At 41.3% G+C, this 18,452-nt stretch carries 16 protein-coding genes; 14 read left to right on the top strand and 2 right to left on the bottom strand.

Features of this window, described 5'->3' with window-relative positions; translation table 11 throughout:
* Positions 1 to 120 precede the first annotated feature (120 nt).
* The 9 genes from MK403_RS03715 to MK403_RS03675 all read left to right on the top strand — a co-directional run bounded on the left by MK403_RS03715 (position 121) and on the right by MK403_RS03675 (position 11,822).
* A complete protein-coding gene (locus tag MK403_RS03715; protein WP_268708981.1) occupies positions 121 to 2,229 on the top strand; it encodes a bacteriocin-associated integral membrane family protein in 2,109 nt (702 codons plus the stop codon).
* Positions 2,226 to 2,855 carry an ABC transporter ATP-binding protein gene (locus MK403_RS03710; RefSeq protein ID WP_057488862.1) on the top strand — a complete coding sequence of 210 codons (630 nt, stop codon included), beginning with the start codon at positions 2,226 to 2,228 and terminating at the stop codon, positions 2,853 to 2,855. Before MK403_RS03715 ends, MK403_RS03710 begins: the two co-directional genes overlap by 4 nt.
* Before the next feature lie 230 nt (positions 2,856 to 3,085).
* A complete protein-coding gene (locus MK403_RS03705; protein ID WP_125424963.1) occupies positions 3,086 to 3,892 on the top strand; it encodes an ABC transporter substrate-binding protein in 807 nt (268 codons plus the stop codon).
* A 15-nt stretch (positions 3,893 to 3,907) separates the two neighbouring features.
* Positions 3,908 to 5,104 carry an argininosuccinate synthase gene (locus MK403_RS03700; protein WP_000031908.1) on the top strand — a complete coding sequence of 399 codons (1,197 nt, stop codon included), beginning with the start codon at positions 3,908 to 3,910 and terminating at the stop codon, positions 5,102 to 5,104.
* 27 nt (positions 5,105 to 5,131) lie between these two features.
* Complete coding sequence (argH, locus tag MK403_RS03695) at positions 5,132 to 6,538, top strand: argininosuccinate lyase (RefSeq protein ID WP_268708980.1); 1,407 nt, start codon at positions 5,132 to 5,134, stop codon at positions 6,536 to 6,538.
* 355 nt (positions 6,539 to 6,893) lie between these two features.
* Positions 6,894 to 8,015: a tRNA 2-thiouridine(34) synthase MnmA gene (gene mnmA, locus MK403_RS03690; RefSeq protein ID WP_268709053.1), complete on the top strand. Its 1,122-nt coding sequence runs from the start codon at positions 6,894 to 6,896 to the stop codon at positions 8,013 to 8,015.
* Between the two features lie 139 nt (positions 8,016 to 8,154).
* Positions 8,155 to 8,610 carry an NUDIX hydrolase gene (locus MK403_RS03685; protein ID WP_268708979.1) on the top strand — a complete coding sequence of 152 codons (456 nt, stop codon included), beginning with the start codon at positions 8,155 to 8,157 and terminating at the stop codon, positions 8,608 to 8,610.
* Between the two features lie 8 nt (positions 8,611 to 8,618).
* Positions 8,619 to 10,532: a tRNA uridine-5-carboxymethylaminomethyl(34) synthesis enzyme MnmG gene (mnmG, locus tag MK403_RS03680; RefSeq protein ID WP_268708978.1), complete on the top strand. Its 1,914-nt coding sequence runs from the start codon at positions 8,619 to 8,621 to the stop codon at positions 10,530 to 10,532.
* 906 nt (positions 10,533 to 11,438) lie between these two features.
* Complete coding sequence (locus MK403_RS03675; protein ID WP_268708977.1) at positions 11,439 to 11,822, top strand: hypothetical protein; 384 nt, start codon at positions 11,439 to 11,441, stop codon at positions 11,820 to 11,822.
* 394 nt (positions 11,823 to 12,216) lie between these two features.
* Here the strand turns inward: MK403_RS03675 and rnjA are convergent, their stop codons facing one another.
* Both rnjA and MK403_RS03665 read right to left on the bottom strand, forming a co-directional pair.
* A complete protein-coding gene (rnjA, locus tag MK403_RS03670; RefSeq protein ID WP_268708976.1) occupies positions 12,217 to 13,899 on the bottom strand; it encodes a ribonuclease J1 in 1,683 nt (560 codons plus the stop codon).
* Position 13,900: 1 nt separating this feature from the next.
* Positions 13,901 to 14,134: a DNA-dependent RNA polymerase subunit epsilon gene (locus tag MK403_RS03665; RefSeq protein WP_000639585.1), complete on the bottom strand. Its 234-nt coding sequence runs from the start codon at positions 14,132 to 14,134 to the stop codon at positions 13,901 to 13,903.
* A gap of 284 nt (positions 14,135 to 14,418) precedes the next feature.
* Here MK403_RS03665 and MK403_RS03660 point away from each other — a divergent pair, with 284 nt between their 5' ends.
* The 5 genes from MK403_RS03660 (at position 14,419) to MK403_RS03640 (ending at position 18,186) form a co-directional block, all read left to right on the top strand.
* Positions 14,419 to 14,634: a hypothetical protein gene (locus tag MK403_RS03660; RefSeq protein ID WP_131199993.1), complete on the top strand. Its 216-nt coding sequence runs from the start codon at positions 14,419 to 14,421 to the stop codon at positions 14,632 to 14,634.
* 468 nt (positions 14,635 to 15,102) lie between these two features.
* Positions 15,103 to 15,786 (top strand): tRNA (adenosine(37)-N6)-threonylcarbamoyltransferase complex dimerization subunit type 1 TsaB, encoded by a 684-nt coding sequence (gene tsaB / locus MK403_RS03655; protein ID WP_268708975.1) that lies wholly within the window; start codon positions 15,103 to 15,105, stop codon positions 15,784 to 15,786.
* Complete coding sequence (rimI, locus tag MK403_RS03650; RefSeq protein WP_268708974.1) at positions 15,783 to 16,220, top strand: ribosomal protein S18-alanine N-acetyltransferase; 438 nt, start codon at positions 15,783 to 15,785, stop codon at positions 16,218 to 16,220. Before tsaB ends, rimI begins: the two co-directional genes overlap by 4 nt.
* A complete protein-coding gene (gene tsaD, locus MK403_RS03645) occupies positions 16,210 to 17,220 on the top strand; it encodes a tRNA (adenosine(37)-N6)-threonylcarbamoyltransferase complex transferase subunit TsaD (protein WP_268708973.1) in 1,011 nt (336 codons plus the stop codon). Before rimI ends, tsaD begins: the two co-directional genes overlap by 11 nt.
* A gap of 102 nt (positions 17,221 to 17,322) precedes the next feature.
* Positions 17,323 to 18,186, top strand: coding sequence for an Rgg/GadR/MutR family transcriptional regulator (locus MK403_RS03640; RefSeq protein ID WP_268708972.1), 864 nt, complete (start codon positions 17,323 to 17,325; stop codon positions 18,184 to 18,186).
* The last annotated feature ends 266 nt before the right edge of the window (positions 18,187 to 18,452 follow it).

Here is an 18,452-nt window from a genome sequence, read left to right as displayed (position 1 = left end):
AATTGATTAAAAATATTGTATCATAGTAGTATAAAAAGTAAAAAAGAAATCTAAAATAAATCTGTGAAAAGGTTAACAAATTCTACGACTAAGATGATAAAGTACTAAGGGGGTATCTTTATGAAAAAAATCAGTAATTTCTGTATGTTACTCCTGCTTCTGTGTACTACTTTTTTGGTTTTTAATGTAAACCACACACGAGAAGTGGTTCGGATTCAGGAAATGGGAAAGACTGTAGATTCTTTGGATTTGTATTTGAAAGATATTAACGAACCTGCAGCATCTGTACTTCGATTTTTTGAGGATGAATCAAAGGAATACAAAGTATCCATCATCAAAACAGACAGTGGTGATGAGGTGATTAAGTCTGGTGTTTTTGATAAAGATACCTTCCCCTACCAAGAGTTTGGACTTTCTTCTCTTGATTTTACCACAGATGGTGAAGGAGTCTATAGTAATAAAGAAATTTCCAATAAACTTGGTACGATTCCGACCTTTCTAAAAGCCAAGCCTATTCAGCTTATGACTTTTAAAACCTATATCAAGGATACATCTCGTAGTTTAAATGGTCGCTATACGATTAGTTCGACTCAAGAGATGGATAGGGATCAGATTTTACAGAAGTGGAGTGATTTTTTCAAGACAGACCAGACTACCTTGCTAGAGCCGACCTACAAAAGTGCAGTGGAAGTCATAAATCGAGATTTGCTTTTATCTGCCATCATTTTTGTCTTGGCTATTTTACTTCTTGTGTTAGTAACAGTGTATCAGCCGATGATGGAAATGAAAAGAGTGGGTGTACAAAAGTTGCTTGGTTTTCAAGATAGGGCTGTTTTAGCTGATGTTGTGAAAGGCAACCTTTACCTCCTCCTAGGTGGGGCGCTTGTGATCAATCTAGGAGTGTGTTTCTTGCTTGATTATAAGCCGAAAGATTTGTTCCCTATGCTGTGGTTATCTCATTTTTTGCTTTTGCAACTTTATCTCTTTATCAGTTGGTTGACTTATCTCTTAATCCAAAAAATGACAATCAGCTCTCTACTGAAAGGTTTTTCATCTTTCAAATTTGGTTTGATATTTAATTATTTGATGAAAATTGGAACCACCATTTTATTGACGATTTTACTGATTGGGGTGGGGAAAAGTTTGGAGCAAGAAAACAAAGAGTTGGATTACCAGAGACAGTGGATCAGTCAAGGAAATTATCTGACCTTAGAAACCTTCCAACTCAATGATAACCTGTGGCAAGAGCAGTTGGCAGGCTCAGGGCAGGCAGTGGATTATTTCTATCGATTTTATCAGGATTTGGTAGAAAAAACGCAGGCAGGCTATGCGCAAACTAGTAACCTGCCTATAAAAAATTTTGCCACTGTAGAACAAGTGCAGCAGTATCAACTGGATGATATGCTAACTGTTTACTATGCCAATCGCAATTTTCTAAAGAGCAAGGGATTCAAGCTACCCGATACCGGCACTAAAAAAGTTATTTTGATGCCAGCAAGTACGAAAGGTGAAGAAGATAAAAATCAGCTCTTGGGGAAATTAATTGCCTATCTTTCGATGAAGTATGAAGAGCAGCAAAAACGAACGATAGAGGAGATGGATGTCGAGATTGCCTATTACGAAGGAGATTGGTCGTTCTTTCCATATAATGATAAGCGAAAGGAAAATCTCTACAATCCAATTATTAGTTTGGTCAATGATTCCGATATGACGTGGGATGAAAAAGCCTCTCTGTCAACAACAGGTTTAAATAACCCGATTAAAATTGAAAATACGGCTCAACATCAAAAAGAGATTACAGAGTTAGTTGAGAAATTATCAGAGGGTAACTATCTTAAGTTTTCATCTATTCAAGCCATTCAACAAGAGAAGGTAGATTCTTACCGAGATGCTGTTCGGAATTTTAATCTACTCTTTGCTTTGTTTGGTCTCCTTAGCATGATGATTTCCTACTTCTTACTAGTAACAACTTTCTTATTGAAGCGAACAGATATTATTACCAAGAAGTTTATGGGCTGGAAATTGATAGATCGGTATCGTTCCTTGCTGGGTCTCCTATTAGCCGTTTATAGCCTTCCTTTTATGGTTTTGTTATTCTTTGCTCATGCTCTTTTTCCACTCGTGCTTTTCGCAGGATTTACATGCTTAGATATTCTGTTTGTACTTTTCTTGGGTTCTAAGATGGAAAAACGAAATGTGGCGCAGTTATTGAAAGGGGATCACTTATGATAAAGTTGGAAAATGTTACGAAAACCATTGGGAAAAAAGTTATTTTGGAGAACTTATCTCTAAAGATTAACCAAGGAGATTTAGTTGCCATCGTTGGAAAGAGTGGCAGTGGCAAGTCAACCTTGTTAAATCTCTTGGGTTTGATAGATGGCGATTACAGTGGACATTATGAAATTTTTGGTCAGAAAAATGTACCTGTCAATTCTGTTAAGTCGCAAGCGATTATCCGCGAACATATCTCTTATCTGTTTCAAAACTTTGCTCTGATTGATAATGAAACGGTAGAGTATAATCTCATGCTTGCTCTAAAGTATGTGAAATTGTCTAAGAAGGACAAAGTTAAAAAGATAGAAGAAATTTTAGAGAGAGTGGGGTTGCCATCAACTCTACATCAAAAGGTTTCAGAGTTATCTGGAGGGGAACAGCAGCGAATCGCAGTTGCTAGAGCCATTTTAAAACCCAGCCAGCTCCTGTTAGCAGATGAACCAACCGGTTCTTTAGATCCTGAAAATCGAGATTTAGTTTTAAACTTTCTCTTAGATATGAACAAGGAAGGGAAAACGGTCATTATCGTTACCCACGATGCCTATGTGGCTCAACAATGCCATCGAGTCATTGAATTGTGAAAGAGAATGTAGGGAGTTCGTTTATCTCTCTGTCGTCTGACATTTAATAGGGTGATTATATTTTTCCAAAAAATGAATAGTATAAATACGCTTAGGGATAACATTTTTATGTAATTTCCCTAAGCTTTTTTGTTTGAAATGAAATAAAATTCAGTTTTGGCTTGACAAATGTTTTTGAGAAGTGTATTATTTATACAATTTAAAAGTATAAAAATAAGAGGAGGTTTTCTATGAATAAAGTAAAGAAGGTGCTGATGACGATGTTTGGTTTGCTTATGTTCCCCTTACTGTTTGCTTGTAGTAACAGTCAGTCCCAAGGTGTTGAAGCCATTAAAGCTAAAGGAAAATTGGTGGTGGCCCTAAATCCAGAGTTTGCTCCATTTGAATACCAGAAATTAGTCGATGGGAAAAATCAGATTGTAGGTTCAGATGTTGAGCTAGCCAAAGCCATCGCAAAGGAACTAGGTGTGGAAGTGGAGTTCTCTCCAATGAGTTTTGACAATGTACTGGCTAGTCTTGATTCAGGTAAAGCCGATCTTGCCATATCAGGCATTTCTAAAACGGAGGAGAGAAGTCAAGTTTACAATTTTTCAATTCCCTACTATACTTCGAAAAATAAGGTGATCGTAAGAAAATCTGAATTAACGAATTACCAATCTGTGAAGGATTTGGCTCAGAAAAAGGTTGGAGCGCAGAAAGGTTCGATACAGGAGACTTTGGTCAAAGAAACCTTGCAGAATTCTTCTCTCGTTTCACTTCCTAAAAATGGAAATTTGATAACAGATTTGAAATCAGGGCAACTGGACGCGGTTATCTTTGAGGAGCCAGTGGCGAAAGGATATGTAGAGAATAATCCAGACCTAGCCATCGCTGAGTTTGATGTTGATAATGATAAAGAAGATTCCTACGCTGTTGCGATGAAAAAAGACAGTAAGGAATTGAAAGAAGCGGTTGACAAAACCATCCAGAAGCTGAAGGATTCTGGGGAGTTGGACAAATTGATTGACGATGCTTTTAAAGCCTCTATCGAAAAATAGAAAGAAGGAAGAGGAATGAGTAAGGAAAAAGTTATTTTAGCCTATTCAGGTGGATTGGATACATCAGTTGCTATTACGTGGTTAAAAAAAGACTATGATGTGATTGCTGTTTGTATGGATGTGGGTGAAGGAAAAGATTTGGAGTTCATCCACGATAAAGCTCTCAAGGTTGGGGCTGTTGAGTCTTATGTCATTGATGTTAAGGAAGAATTTGCTAATGACTATGTTTTAGTGGCCCTTCAGGCTCATGCCTACTATGAACAGAAGTATCCCTTGGTATCTGCTCTGAGTCGCCCTCTTATTTCAAAAAAACTCGTTGAAATAGCTCATCAGACGGGGGCAACCACAATTGCCCATGGTTGTACAGGTAAGGGAAACGACCAAGTTCGGTTTGAAGTCTCTATTGCAGCTTTGGATCCCAATTTAAAGGTAGTTGCGCCTGTTCGTGAGTGGAAATGGTCTCGTGAAGAAGAAATCCAATATGCCAAAGAAAACGGCGTTCCAGTTCCTGCTGACCTTGACAATCCTTACTCTGTTGATCAAAATCTTTGGGGACGCGCAAATGAATGTGGTGTCTTGGAAAACCCTTGGAACCAAGCGCCAGAAGAAGCATTTGGAATCACGTCTTCGCCAGAAGAGGCGCCAGACAGTCCAGAATTTATTGATATTGAGTTTAGCTGTGGGGTGCCCATCTCCCTCAATGGTGAGAAGATGAAAGTGGCGGATTTGATTCAAAAGCTAAATGAAATTGCAGGCAAACACGGTGTCGGTCGTATTGACCATGTGGAAAATCGCCTAGTCGGTATTAAGTCAAGAGAGATTTATGAGTGCCCAGGTGCTGTGACTTTATTGGCAGCTCATAAGGAGATTGAGGACTTGACTCTTGTGAGAGAAGTGGCTCATTTCAAACCTATTATCGAAAATGAGTTGTCCAATCTCATCTATAATGCCTTGTGGTTTAGCCCAGCAACTCAGGCTTTGATTGCCTATATCAAGGAGACACAGAAAGTTGTCAACGGAACTGCAAAAGTTAAACTCTATAAGGGGAATGCCCAAGTAGTGGCGCGGAAATCTCCAAATTCTCTTTACGATGAAAATTTGGCGACTTATACTAGTGCGGATACCTTTGACCAAGATGCGGCTGTTGGATTTATCAAGCTTTGGGGGCTTCCGACTAAGGTTTATTCAGAAGTTCAGAAAAATGTTGAGTAGTGATGCGATAGAAAGGGACGACAGGATATGCCGAAAAATACAAAATTATGGGGTGGTCGATTTGAAGGCACTGTGGAAGAGTGGGTAGAACAGTTCGGTGCGAGTATTTCCTTTGATCATCAGCTGGCAAAATTTGATTTGATGGGTTCCCTAGCTCATGTTCAAATGCTAGGACAGACTGGCATTTTAAGCTTGGAAGAGGCAGAGCAGATCCAAGATGGTCTGAAAGCTTTGTTGCGAGATTTAGAGGCAGGAGAGCTTCATTTTGATATTGCAAATGAAGATATTCATATGAATATGGAAGTGTTGCTGATGGAGAAAATCGGTCCTCTGGCTGGGAAATTGCACACGGCTCGTTCTCGGAATGACCAAGTCGCAACGGATATGCACTTATATCTAAAGGAGCAGCTTGGCCATGTCTTGGATAAGTTGGCGAATCTGAACGGTGTTTTGCTGGATTTGGCTGAAAAACATGTGGAAACCATCATGCCAGGCTATACTCATTTGCAGCACGCCCAACCGATTAGTTTTGCCCACCATCTCATGGCTTATTACAATATGTTCCAAAGGGATAGCGAGCGCTTTGCATTTAACTTGAAACATACGGACCTATCTCCACTGGGTGCGGCTGCCTTGGCAGGGACAACTTTTCCAATCAATCGTCAATTATCGAGTGATTTACTGGGTTTCCAACAACCCTATACCAATTCCTTGGACGCAGTGAGTGACCGTGATTTTATCTTGGAATTTCTGTCAAATGCCAGCATTTTGATGATGCATATGAGTCGTTTTTGTGAGGAAATCATCAATTGGTGCAGTTTTGAGTATCAGTACATTAGCTTGTCTGATAGCTTTTCAACGGGTTCGTCTATCATGCCCCAGAAGAAAAATCCTGATATGGCCGAATTGATTCGAGGGAAGACAGGACGGGTTTACGGGCACTTGCTTGGACTATTGACCGTCATGAAGTCTTTGCCTCTGGCCTATAATAAGGATTTGCAAGAGGACAAGGAAGGCATGTTTGATACAGTAGAAACGATTTTGAATTCTCTGGATGTGTTGGCAGGTATGCTATCTAGCATGCAGGTAAACAAGAAAAAAATGCAAGAGTCAACAGAGAATGATTTTTCGAATGCGACCGAACTGGCAGATTATTTGGCTGAAAAAGGGCTCCCTTTTAGAGAAGCGCATGAAATTGTAGGGAAATTGGTTCTAGACTCTATCAAGCATGGTAAAAACATCCAAGATTGGGATTTGGAGGAGTTGCAAGTCTACCATCCCTTGATTGAAGAGGATATTTATATCTACTTGCGCCCAGAAACCGCTGTTCAGAGACGGAATTCCTTAGGAGGAACCGGCTTTGAGCAAGTGAAATACCAGATAGAACAAGCGAAGAAAGAACTTAAAGGGGGAATTGATTCGTTTGCAAAGTAAGAAAGAGAGGTTGAGATGATTTATCAGCCTCTTTCTTGTCTTCTCTAACCAAGCGTGTTATAATGAATACTGCTCAAGCGACCTTCAATCGTTGAAGCACACACGACCTTCAATCGTGAACTAGTCATTTCGTTTATCTTTTATTACGTCGTTGACTCGTCTTACCTAACTCGAGTTATGCCTGCGACTCGTTGCCTATCATATTTTCATTTTAAGATGATAGGCTAAAATGGTCTCCCAGACCATTTTACTCCTAAAAGCAAACGAAAAGACTATACTCGAAGAAATTCTATTGAAAGTCTTAGTAAATAGAATTTTGAAGGGTATGAATAAACGAATAGATGGGAGACTTACCATGAGTGATAACTCTAAAACACGTGTTGTCGTGGGGATGAGTGGTGGTGTTGATTCGTCGGTGACGGCTCTCTTGCTCAAGGAGCAGGGCTACGATGTGATCGGTATCTTCATGAAGAACTGGGATGACACAGATGAAAACGGCGTCTGTACGGCGACCGAAGATTATAAGGATGTGGCTGCGGTGGCAGACCAGATTGGCATTCCCTACTACTCTGTCAATTTTGAAAAAGAGTACTGGGACCGCGTTTTTGAGTATTTCCTAGCGGAATACCGTGCAGGGCGCACGCCAAATCCAGATGTTATGTGCAATAAGGAGATCAAGTTCAAGGCCTTTTTGGACTATGCTATGACCTTGGGTGCAGACTATGTAGCGACTGGGCATTATGCTCGAGTGGCGCGTGATGAGGATGGCATCGTTCACATGCTTCGTGGCGTGGACAATGGGAAGGACCAGACCTATTTCCTCAGTCAACTTTCGCAAGAACAACTCCAAAAAACCATGTTCCCCTTGGGACATTTGGAAAAGCCTGAAGTTCGCAGACTCGCAGAAGAAGCAGGACTTGCGACTGCTAAGAAGAAAGACTCGACAGGAATTTGCTTTATCGGAGAAAAGAACTTTAAAAACTTTCTCAGCAACTATCTGCCAGCTCAGCCAGGTCGCATGATGACTGTGGATGGACGCGATATGGGTGAGCATGCAGGTCTGATGTATTATACGATTGGTCAGCGTGGCGGACTCGGTATCGGTGGGCAACACGGCGGTGACAATGCCCCTTGGTTCGTTGTCGGAAAAGACCTGAGCAAGAATATCCTCTATGTCGGCCAAGGTTTCTATCATGATTCGCTTATGTCAACCAGCCTAGAAGCCAGTCAAGTCCACTTTACTCGTGAGATGCCAGAGGAATTTACTCTAGAATGCACAGCAAAATTCCGCTACCGTCAGCCTGATTCTAAGGTGACAGTACATGTCAAAAGAGATAAGGCAGAGGTCATCTTTGCGGAACCGCAACGCGCCATCACACCAGGACAGGCAGTTGTCTTTTACGATGGCGAAGAGTGTCTAGGTGGTGGCTTGATTGACAATGCTTATCGAGATGGACAGGTTTGTCAGTACATTTAGATTGACAAATTTTCTCAATTTGCTACAATAATAAAAGCAATAGAAATGATGGTCAAAGCTCATGGATGTTGCAGGCTTTTTGTCCTGCACTTCTTTGGAGTTTTGACTGTTTTTGTGTCGTTTAAGGGAAAGGATAAAAATGACTCAACAAGACTTTCGGACAAAAGCAGGAAATACGGTCTTTGGCGTTCGGGCGACAGCCTTGATTCTCCAAAATGGCAAGCTCCTAGTCACCAAAGATAAGGGTAAGTATTACACCATCGGCGGTGCGATTCAAGTCAATGAAAGCACGGAAGAAGCGGTAGTCCGTGAAGTGAAGGAAGAACTGGGTGTCAAAGCTCAAGCTGGGCAGCTAGCTTTCGTGGTTGAAAATCGTTTTGAACAAGACGGTGTTTCCTATCACAACATCGAATTTCATTATCTGGTGAACTTGCTTGAAGATGCTCCATTGACCATGCAGGAAGACGAAAAAACGCAACCTTGTGAGTGGATTGACTTGGATAAGCTTGAGGATATCCAGCTAGTCCCAGCTTTTTTAAAAACAGCCCTACCAGATTGGGACGGCCAACTACGACACATTCATCTTGAGGAATAGGAGAGAAAATGACTTATAATTTTACTGAAGAATACGATATTATTGTAATCGGTGCGGGACATGCTGGAGTCGAGGCTTCCTTGGCTGCCAGCCGTATGGGCTGTAAGGTCTTGCTTGCGACCATCAACATTGAAATGTTGGCATTCATGCCATGTAACCCTTCTATCGGAGGTTCTGCCAAGGGGATTGTCGTGCGTGAAGTCGATGCTCTTGGTGGCGAGATGGCCAAAACCATTGACAAGACTTACATCCAGATGAAGATGCTCAACACAGGGAAGGGGCCAGCCGTTCGTGCCCTTCGTGCGCAAGCTGATAAGGAGCTTTATTCTAAGGAAATGCGCAAAACAGTTGAAAATCAAGAGAATCTGACCCTTCGTCAAACCATGATTGATGAGATCTTGGTGGAAGATGGCAAGGTTGTCGGTGTTCGTACAGCCACCCATCAAGAGTATGCTGCCAAGGCTGTTATCGTGACTACAGGGACTGCCCTCCGTGGGGAAATTATCATCGGAGACCTCAAGTACTCGTCTGGCCCTAACCACAGCCTAGCTTCGATTAACTTAGCTGATAATCTCAAGGAATTGGGCCTCGAAATCGGTCGTTTCAAGACAGGAACACCTCCACGTGTCAAGGCTTCTTCTATCAACTATGACGTGACAGAGATTCAGCCAGGGGACGAAGCGCCAAACCACTTCTCATACACTTCACGTGATGAGGATTATGTCAAAGACCAAGTTCCATGTTGGTTGACCTATACCAATGGTACCAGTCATGAGATTATCCAAAACAACCTCCACCGTGCGCCTATGTTTACAGGTGTGGTCAAGGGAGTGGGGCCTCGTTACTGTCCGTCGATTGAGGACAAGATTGTGCGCTTTGCGGATAAGGAACGTCACCAACTCTTCCTTGAGCCGGAAGGACGCAATACAGAGGAAGTCTATGTCCAAGGTCTTTCAACCAGTCTGCCTGAGGATGTCCAACGTGACTTGGTTCATTCTATCAAAGGGTTGGAAAATGCAGAGATGATGCGAACAGGTTATGCCATTGAGTATGACATGGTCTTGCCACACCAGTTGCGTGCAACACTTGAAACCAAGAAAATCTCAGGTCTTTTCACTGCTGGTCAGACAAATGGAACGTCAGGTTACGAAGAAGCTGCTGGTCAAGGTATTATCGCAGGTATCAATGCGGCTCTGAAAATCCAAGGTAAGCCTGAGTTGATTTTGAAACGCAGTGATGGTTATATCGGAGTGATGATTGATGACTTGGTGACCAAGGGAACTATTGAACCTTACCGTCTCTTGACCAGTCGTGCTGAATACCGTCTCATCCTCCGTCATGACAATGCCGATATGCGTTTGACCGAGATGGGTCGTGAGATTGGTCTTGTGGATGATGAACGCTGGGCTCGTTTTGAAATCAAGAAAAATCAATTTGACAATGAGATGAAGCGTCTAGACAGTATCAAACTCAAGCCAGTCAAGGAAACCAATGCCAAGGTTGAGGAGATGGGCTTCAAGCCGTTGACAGATGCGGTGACAGCCAAGGAATTCCTTCGTCGTCCAGAAGTTTCTTACCAAGATGTAGTGACCTTCATCGGGCCTGCAGCAGAGGACTTGGATGACAAGGTCATTGAATTGATTGAAACAGAGATCAAGTACGAAGGTTACATCTCAAAAGCCATGGATCAGGTTGCCAAGATGAAACGCATGGAAGAAAAACGCATTCCAGCCAATATCGACTGGGATGATATTGATTCTATCGCGACAGAAGCTCGCCAGAAGTTCAAACTCATCAATCCAGAAACCATCGGCCAGGCCAGCCGTATTTCGGGAGTAAACCCAGCAGATATTTCTATTTTGATGGTGTATTTGGAAGGTAAAAATCGTAGTATTTCTAAAAATCAAGAAAAGAAAGCATAGAGAAAAACAGCCCCGAAGACGGGGCTGTTTTGTTTACTAACTCTAGTTTTTTATTGCGTATTTAGGATTTAAATATTTAATTAAAAGAAATCTTTTATGCTACCGATAAATTATTATTAAAACATTTAAAATGATGAGTAAATATACTTTTGATAGAAGAAATGCTGACTTGAGATTGATAGTTGTAAAAGTAATGATAGTGATGGGGAATATTGACTATAGGAGAATCTGTTACTTATTATTATTTATAGAATTATATTCATAAATAAATTTGATATTAAAATTATTTTATGATAAAATAAAATCGTTAACAAAAGTATTTAGCTAAACTAGAAGGGAGGGGTCTGTCAGTAGTTGTTTTGCTGAATACACTATTCGTCTTTTAGTTTATACTTTATACTTTCAAAATTGGCAGATATATACAAATTTCAAATGTAGTTGCGGAGGTTGATCAGAGATTAGTACCTATTACTCGGTAGCTGAAACGATTGTCTCGCCTAAGATTCTTTGAGTGGATTTTAGTTTTTGACATCGTTACACTAACCCTAGTCCTTGCATCTTATCACGAATAAAAAGACACTTCTCTCTATAAGAAGTTCCCATTTTTTGAAAAAATAAAGTATTGTGGAAGGAGCTGATTAAAATTAGAAAAATAAATCCAGATATCTTATTTCTATGTGGTGTTTTGGTCATATGTTGCTCTTTTTTGCTTTTCCATATAAATCCTTACCATGCAGTTGATGACGAGCTAATGTTAAAAATACAATCTATATTTTGGAGTTTGTTGTGGCGTCCAGTTCCGTCTTTAGGAATGGTGGTAGGGGTAATCATGATTTTTAAGAGTTTGAAAAAATAATATCATTTTATTTTTAGTCTTCAATTTTCTAGTTAGAATGGAGATTGGATATGAACAGACTTAAGTCGATATTCTTATTGTTGTTTAGCTTGCTCACTTTTGGAATATTTTTAGACGTCAAAGCAGATACTATCCCAAGTTCTGATTTTGAAGTGATATCAGAGTTGGTATTAAAAGAAAATAAAACTGGAGTAATTTATGAGTTTGAAAATTTAGAAACTAGAGAACAATTTTTAAAATCTAGAAATATAACGCCTTCTAATGCAAGCTCATTCCGTTCTTATGGAGTAAGTAGTGTTCGTAGAACATACCTCAGCTCTTACCGTGATACAGCGGTTTCTGGAAGAGTTTCTTATACTGTTTATGGGGGAGCTCAGGAGCTAGTGTGTCAATATCATCAGGACAAAGTTTTTCTTCTTCTGAGTATGGAATAGGTTTTACTTATGGAAGCGCGGCTACTCATTTTGTTCCGCCTTATAAATATGGTTATATAGTTTTGAAAGCTTCTTTTACAGTTAATATTTATAAATTGGAGGTTAAATATCAAGGAACTAATGAATGGCGTCCAGCTGGACGGATTAAGACATTTAGTAACACAAATGTTTGGACCGAGTTGAGAACTTACAGTTAACTACTTTATAAAAATAAAAGAAAAAATATAACAGACTAGAATAACGAAGATGTGGTGCATAAGCACATCAAATTCCTGAGGAACTGACAGTCCTCAGGAATTTTTACTTAAATAAAGCTCACACAATAATGAAGCACACCCCAAAAGTTGGATTTTGCTCTTACTTTTTGGGGTGTGCTTCATGGGTGAGGGATGGTTTATTCTTCTTCGTCTGGTGTGAGGATCATAGGGATGATAATCGGTTCACGTTCTGTATTTTCATAGAGGAAAGGACGAATGGCGTTGACAATGGCACCATTGACAGATTGCACGCTAGCATCTTTGTTCTTCAGTGCGATACGAATAGCATTGAAGAGGATGCGCTGGCTTTGGCGAATCAAGTCTCCAGATTCTCTCATGTAGACAAAGCCTCGGCTGAGGATATCTGGACCAGACAAGATCATTTTAGACTTGAAGTCAACAGTTGCGACTGCTAGAACGACACCATCTTCAGATAAATCACGACGGTCTTTGAGGACAGCAGCGCCGATTTCACCGATACGATTTCCATCGACATAGATATCTTGGGCATTGAAGTGACCTGCGATACGAGCAGAATTAGCAGTAAGGGCAAGCACATCACCATTGCTCATGATAAAGATATTGTCCTTCTCGACACCCGTATCCACCGCTAGTCCAGCGTGGACTTTCTGCATACGATATTCACCGTGAACAGGCATGAAGTATTTGGGCTTGATCAAGCGGAGCATGAGTTTTTGCTCTTGCTGACCACCGTGTCCAGAGGTGTGGATATTGTTAATCTTACCGTGGATAACTTCGACACCAGCTTCAGAAATGATGTTGATCAACTTGTTGACGCTAGTGGTATTTCCAGGGATTGGACTTGAAGAGAAGATAACGGTATCACCGGGTTGAAGTTGCACCTGACGGTGGGTTCCGTTAGCGATACGAGAGAGGGCCGCCATAGGCTCCCCCTGACTACCTGTACAGAGGATAAGAACCTCGCCTGCAGGGTAGTCTTTTATTTCATTTGGCTCGATAAAGGTTCCCTTAGGAGCTTTGATGTAGCCAAGCTCGATTCCGTTGACAATGGCCTTTTCCATAGAACGACCAAAGACCGCAATCTTGCGTCCAGTTTTAACAGCAGCATCCGTTGCTTGCTGGAGACGGAAGATATTTGAGGCAAAGGATGCAAAGATGATACGTCCTTCGATGCTTTGGATAATCTTCATGATGGACTGACCAACGACTTTTTCAGAGTTGGTAAAGGTTGGCACTTCTGCATTTGTCGAGTCAGAGAGGAGGCAGAGTACGCCTTCTTCACCAAGGGCTGCCATCCGGTGCAAGTCCGCAGGTTCCCCAACTGGAGTAAAGTCGAACTTGAAGTCACCCGTACAGACGATTTTTCCTTGAGGAGTATGAATAACAATCCCCAAAGGCTCTGGAATAGAGTGGGTTGTTCTAAAGAAAGTTGCCTTGAGATTTTTAAAGGTCAACTCAGTATTGTGGTTGATTTCGTAAAGTTTGGCGTTGCGCAAGAGACCGTGTTCTTCGAGTTTTCCACGGATCAAAGCCAAGGCAAGTGGTCCAGCGTAGATAGGGACATTTGCTTGCTTGAGCAGGAAGGGAATCCCACCGATGTGGTCCTCGTGTCCGTGTGTAATCAAGACAGCCTTGACGCGGTCTATATTGTCCACGATGTATGAGTAATCAGGAATGACATAGTCGATACCAAGCAAGTCATCTTCTGGAAATTTAATCCCAGCATCGACGATGATAATCTCGTCTTGGTATTCAATTCCGTAAGTGTTTTTCCCGATTTCTCCCAGACCACCGATGGCAAAAACGCCGACTTCTTCAGGTTTAAGAGTGTAGGCCATATTAGAACTCCGTAATCTCGAAAGCGCCAGTTTCTTTTTCGTAATCTAGCAATTTGTCAGACAAGAGTTCGATGAATTCGATGTTGTACTCTGGGCGGTTTTCTTCGACAAGTTGGCGAGCAGCGATACGGCCCTCAAGTTCTGAGCTGGCATCGATGTCTAGGTAAAGTGAGCGTGTTGTTTCACGACGTGGGCTACGTTCTTTTGTTTCTTGATAAAAAACTTTGTAAATCATATAGTTCCTTTCTATTTACAGGTCAGCTTATTCCAAACTTTTAGCAGATATTTGCTTGATTTCATTCCATTTTGTGTCTAGATTGACCTTGATTCGTTACAATTATTTCAATTATACCACAAAATGAAAAATTAGTAAAAGACGGAAATAGAGAAAGTCGGGAGGGGAAGAAGGAGCAAAAAGACAGATAGAATTTTGTTGGAGAGCGCTTAGGTGTTATAATGGAAAGAGAAGTTTATGGATGGGAATATTTCCTATAGTTTTTAAAATAAGGAGGATTAAGAATGTTTAGTTTGTTTGAATTTGCGATTGGGGTTCGCCTCTTGATGTTTATAGTTTTTGTAGCCTGTGTATACGGTGGAAATCTTATTTTTACATATCTAGAGCACCGAAAAACAAAATTCCTTTGGAAGCTGACTTTTGTAACACTCTACTCTATATTTCTGCTCCTTGTCACCTATGTTGTCTGGCTCGTTTTTCATTTTGGTTTAAATGTTTGAGCTCAATTATTCATCTAAATATACAGAAAATCTACCTCGTCTTGATAGATGGGGCGGATTTTTCTGTTTTCAGGTGATATCCTTATATTTTCGATGATGATTTCTCGCATCGAAAATCGAGTTGAAACATAAAAAGAAAACAATACAAACCGATAAATCAACTGGTAAGGAGACCCTAGTTATGTTTAAATCATTTAGAAGATAGAGCAGGCTATAGCCGAAGAAGAGAAAAAAGTTTACCCTTCTAAAAATGTAATTTTTATCTAGCATGACTTATCCAAACTTCTTACGAAGAACCTTTCAATTTCCTTGTTCACTTTTCTATTCAAAAAAGCTACAACTTTTTTGAATTTTTTGTGCAGAATTGCTTGTCTAAGTGGTAGGCTCTTTTGTTTCAAGGCAAAGAAAATTCCAATGCGCTGGCTTTTGTAGTATAATAGTAAACAGACAAAAAGATAGGAATGTGTTATGAAAGTATTAGCTTTTGATACGTCCAGCAAGGCTCTATCTCTCGCTATTTTAGAGGACAAGCAGGTTCTTGCCGAGACGACGATTAATATCAAGAAAAATCACAGTATTACCCTCATGCCTGCCATTGATTTTTTGATGGCAAGTTTGGATTGGACCCCCAAGGACTTGGATCGAATCGTGGTGGCGGAAGGGCCAGGTAGCTACACAGGCTTGCGAATTGCGGTAGCGACTGCCAAGACCTTGGTCCATACTCTAAACATTGAGTTGGTTGGGATGTCTAGCCTTTTAGCTCTGGTGCCGCGCCAACAGGAAGGCTTGCTTGTACCCTTGATGGATGCACGTCGCAACAATGTGTATGCAGGATTTTATGAAAACGCCAAGCCTGTCTTGCCAGAAGCGCACTTGTCTTTTGCGGAAGTGCTAGAGCAGGTCAAGGATGCTGAACAGGTAACCTTTGTCGGAGAAGTTGGCCCCTTTGTGGAACAAATCCAAGAACAGCTACCACAGGCTAGCTACCAAGAAACCCTGCCAAATGCAGCTAATCTTGCTCTTTTGGCCTGGGATAAGGAAGCAGTCTCCTTACACGACTTTGTGCCGAATTACCTCAAGCGTGTTGAAGCCGAGGAAAACTGGCTCAAGAACCACACCGAGTCTGGCGAGTCTTACATCAAACGCCTATGATTGAAATCAAACGAATTCAACAGCAACCTGACCTGGCTCAAGCCATTTACGCTGTCATGGCGGATGTTTACTCAGTTAGCCATTGGACGCTGGAACAAATCCAAGCAGACCTGTCCCAAGACCAGACTTGGTATGCTCTGGCTTATGATGGGACAGAAGTGATTGGCTTTCTAGCCGTGCAGGAGAATCTTTTTGAGGCAGAAGTCCTGCAAATCGCTGTCAAAGAAGCCTATCAGGGTCAGGGAATTGCGTCAGCCTTGTTTGCTCAATTGCCGACAGATAAGGAGATTTTCCTCGAAGTCAGAAAGTCAAACCAACGAGCGCAAGCATTTTACAAGAAAGAAAAGATGGCGATCATCGCTGAGCGAAAGGCTTACTATCATGACCCAGTCGAGGACGCCATCATCATGAAGAGAGAAATAGATGAAGGATAGATATATTTTAGCATTTGAGACATCCTGTGATGAGACCAGTGTCGCCGTACTGAAAAACGACGATGAGCTCTTGTCCAATGTCATTGCGAGTCAAATTGAGAGTCACAAACGTTTTGGGGGCGTAGTGCCAGAAGTGGCTAGCCGTCACCATGTCGAGGTCATTACAGCCTGTATTGAGGAGGCGCTAGCAGAAGCAGGGATTACCGAAGAGGATGTAACAGCTGTGGCGGTTACCTACGGACCAGGCTTGGTCGGAGCACTGCTAGTTGGTTTGTCAGCTGCCAAGGCCTTTGCTTGGGCTCATGGACTTCCGCTGATCCCCGTGAATCACATGGCTGGTCACCTCATGGCGGCTCAGAGCGTTGAGCCTTTGGAGTTTCCCTTGCTAGCTCTCTTGGTTAGCGGTGGGCACACGGAGTTGGTCTATGTTTCTGAGGCTGGGGATTATAAGATTGTTGGGGAAACGCGGGATGATGCAGTTGGTGAGGCCTATGATAAGGTCGGCCGTGTCATGGACTTGACCTATCCAGCAGGTCGCGAGATTGATGAGCTAGCTCATCAGGGGCAGGATATTTATGATTTCCCTCGTGCCATGATTAAGGAGGACAATCTAGAGTTTTCATTCTCAGGTTTGAAGTCTGCCTTTATCAATCTTCACCACAATGCCGAGCAAAAGGGAGAGAACTTGTCCAAGGAAGACCTGTCAGCATCCTTCCAAGCTGCAGTCATGGATATTCTCATGGCAAAAACCAAGAAGGCCTTGGAAAAATACCCTGTTAAAACTCTGGTCGTGGCAGGTGGTGTAGCAGCTAATAAAGGTCTCAGAGAACGTCTAGCAGCGGAAATCACAGATGTCAAGGTTATCATTCCACCTCTGCGTCTTTGCGGAGACAATGCAGGTATGATTGCCTATGCCAGCGTCAGCGAGTGGAATAAAGAAAACTTCGCAGGCTTGGACCTCAATGCCAAACCGAGTCTCGCCTTTGATACCTTGGAATAGAAGTCAGCTTGAGGCTGGCTTTTTAACTTCGTAAAATGTCAGAATATTTTGACAAAACTGTAAAGATGATGATATAATATGTAAAAATTAGGAGGTGGCCAGATGATTGAGAGAATGGAATTGGGAGAATTTTACAAGGAATTGCGGCTGGCGAGAAAACTCAAGCAGTCAGATGTAGCTTGTGATGGACTGACAGCATCCCAGCTATCCAAGTTTGAACTAGGACAGTCTATGCTGTCTGCGGATAAACTGATACTAGCTATCCAAGGGATAAATGTGACCTTTGATGAGTTTGGGCACAAGCTCAACAACTATCAAGAATCTCCGCATATGAAATTTGGTAGAATGGTTGTCGATCGCTTTGCGCATCAGGATATAGCAGGTTTAGAGCAACTATTAGAGGAGGTCGAGCAAGAACAGATGGCACAGACCTATCGTCGTTTGAACGCTATTGTGATCAAAGATGCCATTCATTCCTTGGATAAAAACTATCTGCTAGAAGAGGAGGATAGCGAGTTTTTGACTACTTACCTCTATGCTATTGAATCTTGGACCTGGTTTGAACTCTATATTTTTTGTAATACCATGCCTTTTTTGAGCAATCAAGATCTGATCTTTTTATCTACCTCTTTACTTGAAAAATCCAAGGAATTTAAAGAGTTAGTGCACAATCGATTGTATATGAAACAAGGGCTGTTAAATATCATCTCAGAGCTCATGGAGCGCAAACTTTTTTCCTATATCCCAATCTTTGAAGTCGAGTTGGGGAGCATGCTCCGACCATACGATGTTTTTGAGAAATTATTGTGGCAGTTTTTAAAGAAGATGAGCATTTTCCTTCAAACCAAAGGAAGCAATCAAAAAGAGATTGAACACTTTATCCAATCTCTGCAAGTATTAGAGAATCCCCAATTAACAGCCCTTTTTGAACTACGTTTACAGCAATACAAAGAACTTATCGATTAGTTAGAAACGGGAAAATGATAATAATATCAGCAACGATTGTCAATAATGTTAAAACTTGTTTCTTCATATTACTTCTCTCCTCATTAGTAGTAACTTTATTATAGCAGTAAAACAATCAAATCTATAAAAATCGCAAATGTGAAATTTCCATGAGAAAAAATATCAAATATGCGATTTTTTAAAACAAGCCAATTTCCGTGTTATACTATCCTTGTAAATCATTTGAAGCAAATCCTAGGTCGCAGAAGTGGTTTACAAATAGAATT

This window comes from Streptococcus oralis (genome assembly GCF_026782285.1).
Taxonomy (GTDB): domain Bacteria; phylum Bacillota; class Bacilli; order Lactobacillales; family Streptococcaceae; genus Streptococcus; species Streptococcus oralis_CG.
The sequence above is the reverse complement of the archived record's forward strand: the minus strand, read 5'-3'. Positions and strand labels throughout refer to the sequence as shown.

Excerpts from the sequence above, each read along its gene's own strand:
- tsaB (WP_268708975.1), top strand. The coding sequence starts at position 15,103 with ATGAAAGTATTAGCTTTTGATACGTCCAGCAAGGCTCTATCTCTCGCT.
- MK403_RS03675 (WP_268708977.1), top strand. The coding sequence starts at position 11,439 with ATGAACAGACTTAAGTCGATATTCTTATTGTTGTTTAGCTTGCTCACT.
- MK403_RS03665 (WP_000639585.1), bottom strand. The coding sequence starts at position 14,134 with ATGATTTACAAAGTTTTTTATCAAGAAACAAAAGAACGTAGCCCACGT.
- MK403_RS03705 (WP_125424963.1), top strand. The coding sequence starts at position 3,086 with ATGAATAAAGTAAAGAAGGTGCTGATGACGATGTTTGGTTTGCTTATG.
- MK403_RS03640 (WP_268708972.1), top strand. The coding sequence starts at position 17,323 with ATGATTGAGAGAATGGAATTGGGAGAATTTTACAAGGAATTGCGGCTG.
- MK403_RS03700 (WP_000031908.1), top strand. The coding sequence starts at position 3,908 with ATGAGTAAGGAAAAAGTTATTTTAGCCTATTCAGGTGGATTGGATACA.
- tsaD (WP_268708973.1), top strand. The coding sequence starts at position 16,210 with ATGAAGGATAGATATATTTTAGCATTTGAGACATCCTGTGATGAGACC.
- mnmA (WP_268709053.1), top strand. The coding sequence starts at position 6,894 with ATGAGTGATAACTCTAAAACACGTGTTGTCGTGGGGATGAGTGGTGGT.
- MK403_RS03685 (WP_268708979.1), top strand. The coding sequence starts at position 8,155 with ATGACTCAACAAGACTTTCGGACAAAAGCAGGAAATACGGTCTTTGGC.
- MK403_RS03660 (WP_131199993.1), top strand. The coding sequence starts at position 14,419 with ATGTTTAGTTTGTTTGAATTTGCGATTGGGGTTCGCCTCTTGATGTTT.
- rimI (WP_268708974.1), top strand. The coding sequence starts at position 15,783 with ATGATTGAAATCAAACGAATTCAACAGCAACCTGACCTGGCTCAAGCC.
- mnmG (WP_268708978.1), top strand. The coding sequence starts at position 8,619 with ATGACTTATAATTTTACTGAAGAATACGATATTATTGTAATCGGTGCG.
- MK403_RS03715 (WP_268708981.1), top strand. The coding sequence starts at position 121 with ATGAAAAAAATCAGTAATTTCTGTATGTTACTCCTGCTTCTGTGTACT.
- argH (WP_268708980.1), top strand. The coding sequence starts at position 5,132 with ATGCCGAAAAATACAAAATTATGGGGTGGTCGATTTGAAGGCACTGTG.
- MK403_RS03710 (WP_057488862.1), top strand. The coding sequence starts at position 2,226 with ATGATAAAGTTGGAAAATGTTACGAAAACCATTGGGAAAAAAGTTATT.
- rnjA (WP_268708976.1), bottom strand. The coding sequence starts at position 13,899 with ATGGCCTACACTCTTAAACCTGAAGAAGTCGGCGTTTTTGCCATCGGT.